The organism is Jingyaoa shaoxingensis (assembly GCF_014385005.1).
Taxonomy (GTDB): domain Bacteria; phylum Bacillota; class Clostridia; order Lachnospirales; family Lachnospiraceae; genus Marvinbryantia; species Marvinbryantia shaoxingensis.
Window position 1 is genome coordinate 82,913 of record NZ_JACRSZ010000015.1, and the last position, 16,378, is coordinate 99,290.

The window sequence follows — 16,378 nt, forward strand, 5'->3', positions numbered from 1 at the left end:
AAATGATTGTGGCTTGATTTCCGTAAATAGAATTTAAGCCACAGAAGGTAATAATAGATAAGTAATAAATATAATAAGAGGAAGTTATGAATAAAAGGAAAATTAATACTTTTCCACTTAAAATTGCAGTTCTTGGACATAAGACAATTCCGAGTCGTCAAGGTGGAATTGAAATTGTCGTTGAAGAATTAACGGTTCGCATGGCAAAACTAGGACATAAGATAACAGTATATAACCGTAATGGACATCATGTAAGTGGTAAAGAATTTGATGAGAAGAAATTAAAAGAATATAAAGGTATCCGAATGAAATATGTACCAACGATAGATAAAAAAGGACTAGCAGCGATGAGTGCTTCATTTTTTGCAGCGGTAGCAGCAGCGTTTGGAAAATATGATGTGGTACATTTTCATGCAGAAGGACCATGTGCAATGTTATGGTTGCCAAAATTATTTGGAAAACGTTGTATCGCTACGATTCATGGACTTGATCATCAAAGAGCAAAATGGGGCAAGTTAGCCAGCACATATATTATGCTTGGCGAAAAATGTGCTGTTAAATTTGCAGATGAAATTATTGTTCTCAGTGAGGGAGTACAAAATTATTTTAAAGAGACTTATGGACGTGATACAAAGTTTATCCCTAATGGTGTGAATCGTCCAGTTATTAGAAAGGCAGAACTTATTGACAAGAAATTTGGTTTAAAGAAAGATGATTATATTTTATTTTTAGGACGCCTTGTTCCGGAAAAAGGAATTACTTATCTGATTGAAGGCTTTAAGAACGTAAAAACAGATAAGAAGTTAGTCATTGCAGGGGGCAGTTCGGATACTGATGAATTTGCTAACCAGTTAAAAGAAATGGCAAAAGACGATGACAGAATTATTTTTACCGGATTTGTTCAGGGACAGTTGTTAGATGAACTATACAGCAATGCTTATATTTATAGTTTACCAAGCGATTTAGAGGGAATGTCATTAAGTCTTTTAGAAGCAATGAGTTATGGAAATTGTTGTTTGGTATCTGACATAGATGAATGTGCTTCTGTAGTGGAAGATAAGGCAATCATATTTAAAAAAAGTAATGTAGCAGATTTGCAGAGTAAGCTTCAAGAAGCATGTGAGGATGCACAACAGGTACAGAAATATAAAGATGAAGCAGCAGGTTATATTTGTGAAAAATATAATTGGGATGATGTTGTGGAGAGAACATTAGAATTGTATAGGAGATAAAATGAGCAAAGAATTTATTGAATTGAAAAACAAGACGATTTTTATTACAGGTGTAGCTGGATTTATTGGATCAAACTTGGCTGAAAGGTTATTAAAAGAAATAGAAGGAATAAAAATAGTTGGACTCGATAATATGAATGATTATTATGATGTTCGTTTAAAAGAATATAGATTAGAAAAACTTTCATCTAGTAAGACATTTTCCTTTGTAAAAGGAAATTTGGCAGATAAGGAACTTATTAATTCGATTTTTGAGAAGTATACTCCTCAAGTGGTTGTGAATTTAGGGGCACAGGCAGGTGTGAGATATTCTATTACAAATCCAGACGCATATATAGAAGGTAATTTGATTGGATTTTATAACATATTAGAGGGATGTAGACATTATCCGGTAGAACATTTGGTATATGCATCGAGTTCTTCAGTATATGGAAGTAATAAGAAAGTTCCGTATAGTACAGATGATAAAGTAGATAATCCAGTATCGTTATATGCGGCAACGAAAAAAAGCAATGAGTTGATGGCTCATGCATATTCAAAACTCTATAATATTCCATCAACTGGTTTACGTTTCTTTACTGTTTATGGACCGGCAGGAAGACCCGATATGGCATACTTTGGATTCACAAATAAATTGTTAAATGGAGAAACTATTAAAATTTTTAATTATGGAAATTGTAAAAGAGATTTTACTTATGTTGAGGATATTGTGGAAGGCGTTGTACGGATAATGCAGGGGGCACCAGAGAAAAAGAACGGAGAAGATGGTTTGCCGATTCCGCCATATGCTGTTTACAATATTGGAAATAATCATCCAGAGAACTTATTAGATTTTGTACAAATTCTTCAGGAAGAATTAATTAGAGCAAGGGTTTTGCCAGAAGATTATGATTTTGAGTCACATAAAGAACTTGTTCCGATGCAGCCGGGAGATGTTCCTGTGACATATGCTGATACGCAAGCATTGGAAAGGGACTATGGTTTTAAGCCATCGACAACTTTACGTGAAGGATTACGCAAGTTTGCAGAATGGTACAAAGAGTTTTATATGTAAATATATTTTAAGAATAGGAAGAAGAGAGAAAAAATGAGAGATTTTAATTCATTGAAAATTGCTGTGGCAGGGACAGGATATGTTGGATTATCTATTGCTACTTTATTGAGTCAGCATCATCAGGTGACAGCAGTAGATATTATTTCAGAAAAGGTAGAGTTAATTAACAATAAGAAATCTCCAATTCAGGATGATTATATTGAAAAATATTTAGAAGAAAAAAATTTGAATTTAACAGCTACATTGGATGCAGAAGAAGCTTATAAGGATGCAGATTTTGTTGTTATTGCAGCTCCAACAAATTATGATAGCAAAAAGAATTTTTTTGATACTTCTGCAGTAGAAGCAGTTATAAAATTAGTCATTGAATATAATCCGGAAGCGATTATGGTTATTAAATCGACTATTCCTGTTGGATATACAACAAGTATTAGAGAAAAATTTCATTGTGATAATATTATTTTTAGTCCGGAATTTTTAAGAGAAAGTAAGGCGTTATACGACAATTTGTATCCAAGCCGAATTATTGTTGGAACAGATATTAATAATGCACGTTTAGTAAAAGCTGCACATACGTTTGCACAGCTCTTACAGGAAGGTGCTATTAAAGAAGATATTGATACTTTATTTATGGGCTTTACAGAGGCAGAAGCAGTCAAATTGTTTGCAAATACATATTTGGCATTACGGGTTTCTTATTTCAATGAGTTAGATACTTATGCCGAAATGAAAGGTCTGAATACACAGCAGATTATTAATGGAGTATGTCTCGATCCTCGTATTGGAACACATTATAATAATCCATCTTTTGGATATGGTGGATACTGTTTACCAAAAGATACAAAGCAGTTGCTTGCTAACTACGCAGATGTTCCTGAAAATCTTATTGAAGCAATTGTTGAGTCTAATAGAACGAGAAAGGATTTTATTGCTGATCGAGTATTGGAACTTGCTGGAGCATATGAAGCGAATGATGACTGGGATGAAAGCAAAGAAAAAGATGTTGTGGTAGGTGTATATCGTCTCACGATGAAGAGTAATAGTGATAATTTCCGTCAGAGTTCTATCCAGGGAGTCATGAAGAGAATTAAGGCAAAAGGTTCTACGGTTATTATTTATGAGCCTACACTGAAAGATGGAGAAACTTTCTTTGGAAGTAGAGTAGTTAATAATTTAGATGAGTTTAAGAAGCAGAGTCAGGCAATTATTGCTAATCGTTATGATAGTTGTTTGGATGATGTTAAAGACAAAGTATATACAAGAGATATTTTTCAAAGGGATTGATGAATTTGAAAGTGAAAGGAGAAGACATTGAAAATACTTATTGTAAATTATAGATATTTCATTTCAGGTGGCCCTGAAAAATATATGTTTAATATTAAAAAGATGCTTGAAGATAATGGACATGAGGTTATACCCTTTTCCATACATTCCAATAAAAATGTCGAAACAGAATATTCAAAATACTTTGTAGAACCAATTGGTGGACGAGATACAACATATTTTGATGAAGTGAAAAAGACACCTAAATCAATTTGGCAGTTACTTACACGAAGTATTTATTCTCGTGAAGTAGAAAAGGCACTAAAAAAAGAAATAAATGATGTAAAACCAGATTTAGTATATATTATTCATTTTGTTAATAAATTGTCTCCGAGTGTAATTACAGGTGCAAATAAAATGGGAGTCCCTGTTGTATTAAGATTATCGGATTATTTTCTGTTATGTCCAAGATTTGATTTTATGTATGAAAAGAAAGTCTGTGAGGAGTGTTTATCAAAGGGATATAAGAGTTGTATTAAAAAGAGATGTGTGAAAGGATCGTTATTTGCATCTGTTGTAAGAGTGTTTTCTATGAAATTTCATAAAATGATAAATGTATATAAAAATGTATATGCATTTATAACACCATCAGAATTTTTGAAGAAAAAATTATCATTAAATGGATTTGAAGAAAAAAGAATTCATTGCATTCCTACTTTTACAGCAAGTAAAACAACAATAGGGAAACAGCAGATTGGATCGTATGGACTATATTTCGGACGTGTTACTGAAGAAAAGGGAGTTGAAACTGTTATAAAAGCGTATGAAAAACTGCCTGAATATACTGTTAAAATTATGGGAGATGATACAACAGATGAGGCAAAACGGCTGAAAAAATATGTAGAGAATCATAAAATGAAGAATGTTGAATTTCTTGGGTTTAAGAGTGGAGCGGAACTAGAGAATGTTATTAAAGGAGCTAGATTTACATTAATTCCTTCAATTTGGTATGATAACTTACCTAATACTGCTTTAGAGTCGTTTAAATATTAAAAGCCAGTTATTGCTAGTAATATAGGAAGTCTTCCTGAATTAGTTATTGATGGAGAAAATGGATATTTATTTAAACCATCAAATGTTGAAGATCTTATAAAAAAAATTAAGATGTTAGATGATGATACCTTGGTTAAAAAGATGGGGCAAGCTAGTAGAAAAAGGCTTGAAAGTAGATTTGCACCACAAACACATTATGAAGATTTGATGAAGATTTTTAATGAGGCTGTCAAGAGTAGAAAGTAAAGAGGTAATTAATAAAAATGAAAAAAAATGCAGAAAAAAAATTAAATGGTACAGTAATCGTTACATATCGTTGTAATGCAAGATGTTCAATGTGTAATCGTTATAAAGCACCATCTAAGCCAGAAGAGGAAATCAGCTTGGATACAATAAAAAAATTGCCGAAAATGTATTTTACGAATATCACAGGCGGAGAACCTTTTATTAGAACAGATTTGAAAGATATTGTACGTGAGTTATATAAAAAATCTGATCGTATTGTTATTTCAACTAATGGATTTTTTACAGATCGTATTGTAGATCTTTGTAAAGAATTTCCTAATATTGGTATACGTATTTCTATCGAAGGACTTGAGGAGACAAATAATGAAATACGAGGTCTCCAGAACGGTTATCAGCGTGGATATGGCACATTAAAAAAACTTAGAGAAATGGGTATGAAAGATGTTGGGTTTGGTATGACTGTACAGGATAAAAATGCACCAGATCTTGTACCGCTATATAAAATTAGTAATGAAATGGGAATGGAATTTGCAACGGCTTCTTTACATAATAGTTTTTATTTCGTAGAAGCAAAAAATATCATACATGACCGACCAATGGTTGCAAAAAATTTTGAAAAGTTAGTTAATGAGTTGTTACGTAGCAATAGTCCTAAAAAATGGTTTAGAGCATATTTTAATCATGGATTAATTAATTATATTTATGGTCAAAAAAGACTTCTTCCATGTGATATGAGTTTTGATACATTCTTTATTGATCCATATGGTGATGTTATGCCTTGCAATGGAACTAAGGATAAAGAAGTTATGGGTAATTTAAATAATCAGTCTTGGGATGAACTGTGGAATAGTCCACAGGCAGAAGAGGTACGAAAGAAAGTTCGTTGCTGTGATCGTGATTGTTGGATGATTGGCTCTGTTTCACCTGCTATGCACAAATATATCTGGAAACCAGCAACATGGGTTTTGATACATAAATTTAAATCTTTGTTTAGTAAAACACCATACAGTATGTATGAAAATCGTATTTGCTGTGACTATCGTGATGGAAAAGTCACAAAAGAAGAACTTGATAAATGTAGTACGTGTGATGTTAATTGTGTAATTAACAATGGATTAAGTGAAGCTTCGAAAGAGCAACTGAAACATAAATCTGGAGAACAGATTGTTGATGAAGATATTGCAAAACAGATGGAGAAATAAAAATGTATTCTATAACAAAAAGTAAGACTACAAAGCGATATGCTATTTTCATATGTCTAGTATATATATTTGTATTCAAAGATTGGATGGAACAGTATATACCCGTTGTTGGTTATATGGATGAACTATTTGCGGTATTATCTATCCCTGTTTTTGTATTTGAACTAAAAAAGAATCAATTTAAACTTAAAATACAAAAATGTACATGGGGGGGGGTATGCTAGGTTCATTCTAGTATTCTTATGTTTTGGTTTTCTATCTAGTGTCATTTATAGATATCAAAGTATATTGAAAGCAGAAGTATCGGATGCATTTTTATGTATAAAATTTTGGCTTGCATTATATGTTGGAAAAAAGATTTTTGCAAAAATAGATATGCAAAAATATGCAAGCAAAATATATTTTCATGTAAAATGCATTACGATATTGTATGGAGTGTTAATTGTTATTGATTATTCACTTCACATTTTCCAAGCGACAGAAAGATATGGTTTAAGATCTGAACAATTGATGTACACGCATCCAACGGTACTTGTAGCTTGCTGTGTGTTTTTGATTATGATTCTCCTTTCACTTAAAAATTATGTAACAGGAAGCAAGAAATATATAATAATGCTATTGCTCATAATGTGTTCTACTTTAAGAAGCAAAGCTTTTGGAGCCGCACTTGCAATCATATTAATATGTTATTTTGTGTTTGTTCGAAAGAAAAAAATAACGCTGAGAACAATGTTGCTATTTATTCCTTTGGTTGTGATTTTAGGATGGGATCAAATACAATATTATTTTTTCAGTTCAATCATTCCGGATTCTGCTAGGTATCAATTACTTACAAAAGCGTTTGAAATTGCAAGAGATATGTTTCCATTAGGTGCAGGATTTGCTACATTCGGTTCATATTATTCTGGAGTATACTATTCATCGGTATATGCAGCATATGGATTATCTAATATTAATGGGTTACGCATCGGGGCATCACAATTTATAAGTGATTCGTTTTGGCCAATGGTATTAGGGCAATCAGGATATTTTGGACTGTTTTCGTACATTTTTGCAGTAATGATGTTACTCAAAGCAATCCAAGGAATTAGAAGAGTAGAAAATTCATATTATGCTGCAGCAATGAGTGGAATATGTTATTTGATAATTGTATCAATGGCAGAATCTGCTTTCGTGCATCCGATAGCGGTACCGATAGCTATGATGATAGGAGCTTTTTTAGGAAAATGTGAGTAACGACATAAATATTCGACACTGAATAATAAATGATAGAAAATTGAATGTAATACATAAAAATATAACAAAAATTATAATTTCAATTATGAAATGGTCATTTATTCAGGAGGAATATTTGTGGAACTAAAAATAAAACCTAATAAAATTTTAATGTGGTTATCATATAACTGTTTGTTTTTTTCCATCATGCTTAAAATGCTATATCAAACAAACCAAAATAGCACTATAAGACTTTTGGGATTTGGTATGCAGGCAATAGTTTTGCTGTGTTATTTTTTGGAGGAATTGATAACATTAAAAAGAAAATCAATAAATTGTATTACTTTGATTTTAGGGATTCTAGTTGTATATCAATGTGTAATTACTATATTAAATGATTCAATTTATTTACCTTATACGCCAATTGATATATTTATTTGGCCGTTAAGTGTTATTGTGTATTATAACTTTACTTGTCATAATGAAATGAATAAAAATACTGAAAATAAGACATTAATATATTACTTTATAATGTGTCTTATTTCTGTATTCCTTATAAAAATACATTTAGCAGGAAATGGAAATATAGGGCAGGTAGTATTTCTAACATATTATTGTTTAACTGCATTGCCACTGGTTGTCATTTTTGTTAAAGGAAAGAACTCGCGAAATTTGTGTATATTATTATGTGTTGCTATATCTGTCGCATCAACAAAAAGAACTGGTACGATAGCATTAATTTTAGGGATATTCGTGATGCTAGTATTAGATGCACACATACAAGGGTCGTTGAAAGAAAAATGGAAAAGATATATGTATCTTTTTATTGCTATTTGTATAGGTAGTGGAGCAGTATTGTATCTTGAAAATAGATCGGGGCTTGAGATTTTTGACCGTTTTTCAAAATTAAGTACGGATGGAGGGAGCGGTCGAGATGTTATTTGGGCGATTACTCTTCAAGCATTTAATGTGTCAAATTTAAGAGAAAAAATTTGGGGACATGGTTTTCAAAGTGTTTATTATCGTCTTAGACCAGGCGGATTTTCTCGCTTTTCACATAATAGTTACATAGAGTACCTATATGATTATGGAATAATAGGCTTATCATTATTAGTATTATTCGTTTTATTTTTAATTATTATAGAAATAAAGTTTATACGAGAAAAAAATAAGTATGCTCCAGTTATGGGGATGTTATTGATTATTACGATTTTCCTAAGTGCGTTTAGTTATTTTTTTGAAGAATCAAATATTATACAGCCAATAGCTGTTGCATATGGAATTATTTTAGGACAAGCTTACAAGGAAAGGAAGAGGTATGAAAATTAGTGTAATTGTACCTGTATATAATGCAGAAAGATATTTAGATAAATTAGTACAGTCTGTTTTGAGTCAAACATATGAGGATTATGAATTAATATTAGTGGATGATAGCTCAAAAGACAATAGTTATTTATTGATGAAAAAATACCAAGAAATGGATAGTAGAATCAAGGCGTACACGAAAGAAAATACGGGACCAGGTTTAACAAGAAAATTTGGATTTGAAAAATCGTCAGGAGATTTGTTTTTCTTTGTGGATAGTGATGATTGGGTTACGACTTCTGATGTATTTAGAGAAATTAATGATTTGTTTGAAAAAAATGAAAAAATAGATGTTCTTTTTTTTGATAGAGAGGATATTATTGGCGATACGAAAGATATTATTCCAGGATTCAATGAGACTAGGGAAGGATTGCACAATATTGAAGAATTAGATGAGGTTGTTAGACCGGGTTTGGGGGCAAAGATTTTTAGAAAAAGTATATTAACAGAAGATATGTTTTATGAGTCAACTATATTTGAAGATTTATATACCACATATATCTATTTGGATAAATGCAATAATTATTTCTATTCATCTAAATGTTATTATACTATATATCATGATGTTGATTCATCCTCATTATCTTCAAAACCTACGGCAGAATCTTTCGCAAGATCATTAAAGATGATTTTGATGGTACATGCAAAATTGGAGAGAAGCTCACTTAGATATAGTTTAGAATTATGGATGGCACTTCTTTTTACCACGTATTGGAAAGCACGAGTGAAAAATGATACTTCTTATAATTCAAAGGTAATAAATGAAAATATTCAAAAAATTGCTGGAATTTTGAAAAAAAATAAAGTTGTTATAAAACCAAGTGGGAAAAAACATATTAAAATATTAATATATAGGACACTTTTATTGATTAGCAAAAAAAAGTATGAATAAGAGTGTTGAAATTATATATTGTTATATTTTGGGCTATAAGGAACTTATATAGAGGATTAATTATGAATAATAATAAAAAAACAGCAGCAATCGTTTCACTGTATGGTAATTCAAATTTTGGAAATAAACTACAAAACTATGCGGTGCAAGAGATTCTGAAAAAAGAAGGATTAAATACAGTTAATATTGTAAATGTTCCTTGTTTGAATAACAATAAGGTGAATCATACTGAAGTAATAAAATTATACATAAAAGGTTGGTTCCGTTATATTTTAAAAGGAGACAAAATAAAGGACTGCGTTGATCCAAAAGATCCTAAAGAAAGAAAGAAAAACTTTTTGGAATTTAACAAAAAAATTGCAAACTCAAAACATTTTTTTTCTTTCTCAAGATTGCAAGAATTTGATAAATATGATTACTATTTTGTCGGTTCAGATCAGATATGGAATCCGATTTATGGTGGACTGAGTGATTTGGATTTGCTTACTTTTACTCAGAAAAAAAAGATTGCAATAAGTGCATCATTCGGAATAGAAGAGATACCGTTAGACTATAAAGGAAGAGTGAAACAGTATATTTCGAAATTTGATGCAATATCAGTAAGAGAGGAGGCCGCAAAAAATATTATAGAAAGAATAACAAATCGCCAGGACATAGAAATATTGATTGATCCAACAATGATGTTACAAAAAGAAGAATGGGATCGAATTGTAAAAAAACCAAAGGAAATGCTTCCGGATAAATATATTGTTTGCTATTTTTTGGGAACTGAAACAAAGGAATATATAAGTGCTATACATAAAATTGCAGCAGAAAAAGATTGTGAAATTATTGATTTATCTAATTTAGAAAGTGAATTTTATTGTTGTGGACCGTCTGAGTTTGTATATCTTATAAAAACAGCTGAATTTGTATGTACAGATTCATTTCATGCGTCGGTTTTCTCAATTTTATATAATAGACCATTTCTAGTATTTGATAGAAATGGGAAACATACAGGAATGGGAAGTAGAATAAACACTTTATTAAAAACATTTCATTTGGAAAAACTGCATTATACTGGAAACTTTCAAGATGTCAAGTTTGAATATGATTTTTCAATAACCAATCAGTCGTTAAAAAAGGAAAGGGAAAAGGCATACAGATTTATTCACCATGCATTAGATGAATAATGATAGTACAAAAAGGATAATGCGAGGTTAAATAAATGAGTGAGAATAATTATAAAAAATTAGTATATAATACCGCAATTTTTGCAGTGGGTAATTTTGGAAGTAAAATATTAACCTTTTTGATTGTTCCATTATATACATATGTGTTGACAACAGCAGAATATGGAACAATTGATTTGTTTATAACGTCATTAGGCATGGTAATTCCATTTTCAACTATGATGGTTAATGAAGCACTTATACGTTTTGTTCTTGGAAAAGACTTAACGCCAAAAGAAGCAGCAAGTAATTGCTTTGCAGTTTTTTTATTTGGAGCTGCAATATCTATAGCATTTACTCCAGTGTATAAAATGATTTTCAAATTTGATGAATATATTTGGATATTTGTTGCTCTTCTAGTTGTTAGAACATTTAATCAGATATATAGTGAGTATTTTCGGGCAATAAATCAGAATGTAAAATTTACAATTTTTGGTCTAATTACAACAGCTACGACATTGGGATTCAATGTACTTTTTCTTTTAGTTTTTAAGTGGGGAATGGCTGGATATTTATATGCGACGTTGTTAGCAGCAGTTATTGGCACAATATATATTCTTGTATTCAGTGATTTTTTTAAAGTTGTCTCCTTTAAATGTATTGATAAAAAAATATTGAAAATGATTTTGAAATATAGTATCCCGTTAGTCCCGAACAGTTTAATGTGGTGGATTATGGCAGCTGGTGACAAATATATTATCAATTACTTTTTGGGGGATAGTGCAAATGGAATATATTCACTTGCTTTAAAAATACCTCAAATCATAAATATGGTCTATTCTTTGTTTATTCAGGCCTGGCAAATGTCTGCTATTGAGGTTGAATCAAGTGAAGACAAAAAAGGATTTTATCAAAATGTTTTCAATGTTACGTCATTTGGAATGGTATTTATTACAATTGGAATTGTTATGCTTATTAAGCCGGTTTATGTAGGCGTTATGAGCAAAGAGTTTGCCATAGCATGGGAATATGTACCTTTATTATCGGTGTCAACAATTATTAGTTGCTATGCTTCTTTCTTTAGTGTTGTGTATACGGTAGGGGCTAAAACAAATAAAGTTTTTATTACAACTGCATTAGGTGCTGCGACCAATCTTTTATTCAATTTTATTTTAGTTAGGCCGCTTGGAATGCAGGGAATTGCGATTGGAACTTGTTTAGGATATTTTGCTGTGCTTTTGATAAGGGCACGTGATATGAAAATAGAAATGAACATAGGGATAAGTTTCAAGCGTAATATTTTTTCGTTTGTATTGCTAATCATACATTCACTTATTCTTATTTCATTTGGTGAAATACAGGCATTTTTATTTGGAATAGTTTCTTTGATAATAACTTCGTTTATGTATCGTGAGGAAATGAAAGCGATAATTCATAAATTTGTCAAAAGAAAGTAAATGAAAGGAAAAACATATGAAATTATATAAAAAAGTTTTTGTAAATTTAGCTAAAGTCTTGCCGGATTCAATTTATTTAAGAATGGTTTTTTTTAGTAAATTGAAGAGAAAGCTGGATTTGAGTAATCCAAGATCCTATAATGAAAAACTTAATTGGTTGAAAATAAATGACCGAAAAGAACACTACCAAATAATGGTAGATAAATATGAGGCAAAAAAATATGTTGCAGATAAAATTGGTGAACAATATGTTATACCTACTTACGGTGTGTGGGATCGTTTTGAAGATATAGACTTTTCAAAATTGCCATCTAATTTTGTTTTAAAAACAACACATGATTCTGGTGGAGTAGTACTTATAAATGATAAAAACAATATGGATATAGATAAAACAAAAAATGTATTGGAAAAGAGTTTAAAAAATAATTATTATTATCTATGCAGAGAATGGCCATATAAAAACTTGAAGCATCGGATTATAGCAGAAAAAATGATAACGAATACGGTACCAAATGATTATAAATTTTTTATGTTTAATGGAAAAATGGATAGCGTGATGGTATGTACGAATAGGGCATCTGGACATCCAACTTTTCGTTTTTATGATAAAGGGTGGAATCGCTTATTATATCAAAAACCGGAATTAGAACCTGAATCAAATGTGGAAAGACCGGAAAACTATGAAAAAATGATAAGGATTGCCGAACAACTCTCAGAGAATTTGGTTCATATGAGAGTGGATTTATATAATATAGATGGGCAAATTTATTTTGGAGAACTGACCTTTTTTGATCAAGGCGGTTTTGATACGGATATTACGCTTGAGACAGATTTGAAATGGGGAGAACTCATGGATTTGGATAAGATTAAATAAGGTGTATTTGGGGAAATTTACAGTTTGGAGGGAGATAGAATATGGCGATAAACGAAAAAAAAGCGTATGCGGCATATTATGACAATGACATAAGGATGAAAAGCTCTTCAGGTGCAATTTTTTCTTTGTTGGCAAATGAGGTTCTTGAAAAAAAAGGAATTGTTTATGGAGTTGCAATGAATGCATCTTGCACAGAAGCTGAGTATATTGGCATTACAGAAAAGCAAGATTTAGAGAAACTCCTGGGATCCAAATATTTACAAGCTAAAATTAAAAATATTTTTAAGAATGTTCGTGAAAATTTAGTGTTAAATAGATTGGTTTTATTTACTGGAACAGGATGTCAAATTAATGGATTAAAGAAATTTCTTCAGAAAGATTATAAAAATCTTATTTGTGTTGATATTATTTGCCATGGGGTTCCATCACCTGCATTGTGGAAAGAATATGTAGATTATATGGAAAATAAAATGCAAGGCAAGATGGAGAAAGTTAATTTTAGATGTAAAGATCAAGGATGGGAAAACTTTGGAATGAAGGAGTATGGTTCGTCTAAAGAAGTTTATATCTCTAAAAGCAAAGACCCGTATATGCAAATGTTTTTAAGTGATTTCTGCCTTAGACCATCCTGCTATGAATGTAAAGCAAAGACATTAAGATTATCAGATTTAACGATAGGAGATTTCTGGGGGATTGACACTATTGCTCCAGAAATGAATGATAGTAAAGGAACATCTTTGGTAATTGTTCGAACGAATCAAGGAGAAAAAATATTTAACAGGCTCATATCTAAGTCATCTGTAAAAGTTATGGAAGTAGAATATGACGATGCTACAAAAGAAAATCCAGCAGAGTTCCGTTCTGTTTATAGACCAAAAGAGAGAGAGACTTTTTTTATAGATATGAAGAAAATGGATTTTGAAGAGTTAAGAAAAAGTTATTTATCTTTGCCAATAAAACAAAGAATAAAAAATGCTATTAAGAAGATATTAAAACCGGTGCTTAAAAGAGCAAGACGGGGGGGTATAAAGTCAAATCTTGATTACGGTATGTTAATGCAGTTCAATGTGGGAGAGAAGAATGAATAAAAAAATACAAATAATGCGAGGGTTATCAATTATTGCAGTAATTGTTATCCATACATATAATACATATGCGTGGGGGGGTACGGAGTAATAATTCGGCCATTGGTTAATTTTGCAGTAGGTATGTTTATATTTCTTTCTGGTTATTTAACCAAAGAAAACGAAAATGGAGTATATAGAGATATAATATATCGCAGAATTAAAAAAATAATTGTTCCTTATATAATTTGGTCATTTATATTTGCGATAGTGAATCGTAGAATAAATACCTTTATACCGGATGTTTTCATGTCAAAATGTAATGGAATATATTATTTTATTCTGGTTTATATACAGATGGTACTATTAATACCAGTTACGTTTAAACTTTTGCGAAGTAGATTTTCTAAATTAGGGTGGTTTGTAACACCCGTTAGCATTTTTCTAATTCGTTATATAAGCTTGTGGTTTAATATTGAATTAGGCTTTCCATTTCAGGGTGAATTATTTGTTTTTTGGTTTGGATTTTATTACTTAGGGGTAAGTTTAAAAAATGGGTATATCAATTTACAATTATCCCCAAAATGTTTAACTAACTTGTGCCTGTTTTCATTGGTAATTCAAGGTGTTGAAGGATTTATTTGGTATTGGATGGGAAACTTTGATATGGCGACAACACAATTAAAAATGAGTTCTATTATAACAACGGGGCTTTTTTGTATAAGTGCATACATATACATAGAAGCTGGTGATTTAAATTTGAATGAGCAACCAGTTGTTTTAAAAAAATTTTTAAAAGTTTTGGGCGATAATTCTTTTGGAATATATCTGTGTCATATGTTGATAATTAGAATCTTAAATAAGTTAGTTCCAATGGCAAATGTATTTCCGATAAATGCAATATTTGTAATCATGATTTCTACAGTGTGCGTTATGATGGCACATAGAATACTAGGAAAACATGCTTATATAATAGGCGTATAAAGGAGGAAAAGATGGACAGGAAAATACCTGTACTATTTAAAGAAAAAAAAGAATGTTGTGGGTGTACCGCTTGTTATGCAATTTGTTCTCAAATGGCAATTTCAATGATTGAAGATGAAGAAGGATTTGAATATCCTCAGATAGACGAAAAGAAGTGTATTAAATGCTATCAATGTCTGAAGGTATGTCCATTTAAAGAAACATAATAAAATAAGAGGGAAACAATAAAGTAAAAGCTAAGATAATAATTTTGCTATAAGATTTATCATAAGGCAAGATTACAAGTAAAAGGGAGTAAATAATTATGTGTGGAATTGTAGGATTTACAGGTAAAGAACAGGCAGCACCTATTTTATTAGATGGTTTGTCTAAGTTAGAATATCGTGGTTATGATTCTGCAGGAATTGCAGTTCGTGATGGAGATAGGGATGTTGATATTATAAAAGCAAAGGGACGACTTAAAATTCTTGCTGAAAAAACCAATGATGGGAAAGCAGTAATTGGTTCATGTGGAATTGGTCATACTAGGTGGGCAACTCATGGAGAACCATCAGAGAATAATGCTCATCCGCATAGAAGTGATGATGGAAATGTTGTAGCAGTACATAACGGTATCATTGAGAATTATCAGGAATTGAAAGAGAAACTTGTAAGAAAGGGCTATGCATTCTATTCTGATACTGATACGGAAGTCGCAGTGAAGCTTGTTGATTACTATTATAAAAAATATGAGGGGACACCAGTAGATGCAATTAATCATGCAATGGTGCGTATTCGTGGTTCATATGCTTTAGCCGTAATGTTTAATGAATATCCAGAAGAAATTTATGTCGCAAGAAAAGATAGTCCAATGATTCTTGGTATTGAAGATGGAGAATCTTATATCGCATCTGATGTACCTGCTATTTTAAAATATACAAGAAATGTATATTATATTGGTAACATGGAGATGGCTCGTGTAAGGAAGGGCGAAATTACTTTCTATAATCTTGATGGAGATGAAATTGAGAAAGAATTAAAAACTATTGACTGGAACGCAGAAGCGGCTGAAAAAGCAGGATACGAACATTTTATGATGAAAGAAATCCATGAGCAGCCTAAAGTTGTGGGAGATACAATTAATTCTGTTGTAAAAGAGAATTTTATTGATTTGACATGAATATTACGGTGCGGCAGAGCCGCCAGTCCGGTGTGGCGAGAGCCACCTGTCCGGACTAACGGAGCCACTCCATTTTGTTTATTAAGTTACTTTGCCATTGCTGGATCCAGTCCATATACTTCTCTCATAGAGAGGTCTTTAGATGGGTCAACACTTTCAATATCGAT

At 31.3% G+C, this 16,378-nt stretch carries 13 protein-coding genes and 2 pseudogenes; all 15 read left to right on the plus strand.

All coding sequences use genetic code 11. From position 1 onward, the window contains the following. Positions 1-86 precede the first annotated feature (86 nt). Positions 87-1,232, plus strand: a complete 1,146-nt coding sequence (locus tag H8716_RS13635; RefSeq protein ID WP_249309618.1) for a glycosyltransferase family 4 protein — start codon at positions 87-89, stop codon at positions 1,230-1,232. Positions 1,233-1,254: 22 nt separating this feature from the next. After that, positions 1,255-2,286: an NAD-dependent epimerase/dehydratase family protein gene (locus tag H8716_RS13640; RefSeq protein ID WP_187002793.1), complete on the plus strand. Its 1,032-nt coding sequence runs from the start codon at positions 1,255-1,257 to the stop codon at positions 2,284-2,286. Positions 2,287-2,319: 33 nt separating this feature from the next. Next, positions 2,320-3,570, plus strand: coding sequence for a nucleotide sugar dehydrogenase (locus tag H8716_RS13645; RefSeq protein ID WP_276529928.1), 1,251 nt, complete (start codon positions 2,320-2,322; stop codon positions 3,568-3,570). Positions 3,571-3,966: 396 nt separating this feature from the next. Continuing rightward, positions 3,967-4,848 (plus strand): annotated as a pseudogene (locus H8716_RS17765) (glycosyltransferase family 4 protein). Positions 4,849-4,865: 17 nt separating this feature from the next. Then, the gene (locus tag H8716_RS13655) at positions 4,866-6,050 is read left to right on the plus strand and encodes a radical SAM protein (protein ID WP_173704260.1); all 1,185 of its coding nucleotides are present in this window, start codon (positions 4,866-4,868) and stop codon (positions 6,048-6,050) included. A gap of 288 nt (positions 6,051-6,338) precedes the next feature. Next, the gene (locus H8716_RS13660; protein ID WP_249309619.1) at positions 6,339-7,286 is read left to right on the plus strand and encodes a hypothetical protein; all 948 of its coding nucleotides are present in this window, start codon (positions 6,339-6,341) and stop codon (positions 7,284-7,286) included. A 117-nt stretch (positions 7,287-7,403) separates the two neighbouring features. Beyond that, a complete protein-coding gene (locus H8716_RS13665) occupies positions 7,404-8,594 on the plus strand; it encodes an O-antigen ligase family protein (protein WP_187002761.1) in 1,191 nt (396 codons plus the stop codon). After that, positions 8,584-9,522, plus strand: a complete 939-nt coding sequence (locus H8716_RS13670) for a glycosyltransferase family 2 protein (RefSeq protein ID WP_244807216.1) — start codon at positions 8,584-8,586, stop codon at positions 9,520-9,522. Before H8716_RS13665 ends, H8716_RS13670 begins: the two co-directional genes overlap by 11 nt. Before the next feature lie 62 nt (positions 9,523-9,584). Next, complete coding sequence (locus H8716_RS13675) at positions 9,585-10,694, plus strand: polysaccharide pyruvyl transferase family protein (protein ID WP_187002763.1); 1,110 nt, start codon at positions 9,585-9,587, stop codon at positions 10,692-10,694. Between the two features lie 35 nt (positions 10,695-10,729). Next, the gene (locus H8716_RS13680; RefSeq protein ID WP_177387069.1) at positions 10,730-12,130 is read left to right on the plus strand and encodes a lipopolysaccharide biosynthesis protein; all 1,401 of its coding nucleotides are present in this window, start codon (positions 10,730-10,732) and stop codon (positions 12,128-12,130) included. Between the two features lie 16 nt (positions 12,131-12,146). Continuing rightward, positions 12,147-13,004 (plus strand): ATP-grasp fold amidoligase family protein, encoded by an 858-nt coding sequence (locus H8716_RS13685; protein WP_187002764.1) that lies wholly within the window; start codon positions 12,147-12,149, stop codon positions 13,002-13,004. Positions 13,005-13,045: 41 nt separating this feature from the next. Next, a complete protein-coding gene (locus H8716_RS13690) occupies positions 13,046-14,092 on the plus strand; it encodes a Coenzyme F420 hydrogenase/dehydrogenase, beta subunit C-terminal domain (protein ID WP_249309620.1) in 1,047 nt (348 codons plus the stop codon). Between the two features lie 99 nt (positions 14,093-14,191). Beyond that, positions 14,192-15,052 carry an acyltransferase family protein gene (locus H8716_RS13695; RefSeq protein WP_055299465.1) on the plus strand — a complete coding sequence of 287 codons (861 nt, stop codon included), beginning with the start codon at positions 14,192-14,194 and terminating at the stop codon, positions 15,050-15,052. 11 nt (positions 15,053-15,063) lie between these two features. After that, positions 15,064-15,258 (plus strand): 4Fe-4S dicluster domain-containing protein, encoded by a 195-nt coding sequence (locus H8716_RS13700; protein ID WP_055299463.1) that lies wholly within the window; start codon positions 15,064-15,066, stop codon positions 15,256-15,258. A 98-nt stretch (positions 15,259-15,356) separates the two neighbouring features. Next, positions 15,357-16,208 (plus strand): annotated as a pseudogene (locus H8716_RS13705) (glutamine--fructose-6-phosphate transaminase (isomerizing)); the annotation flags it as partial. Between the last annotated feature and the right edge of the window lie 170 nt (positions 16,209-16,378).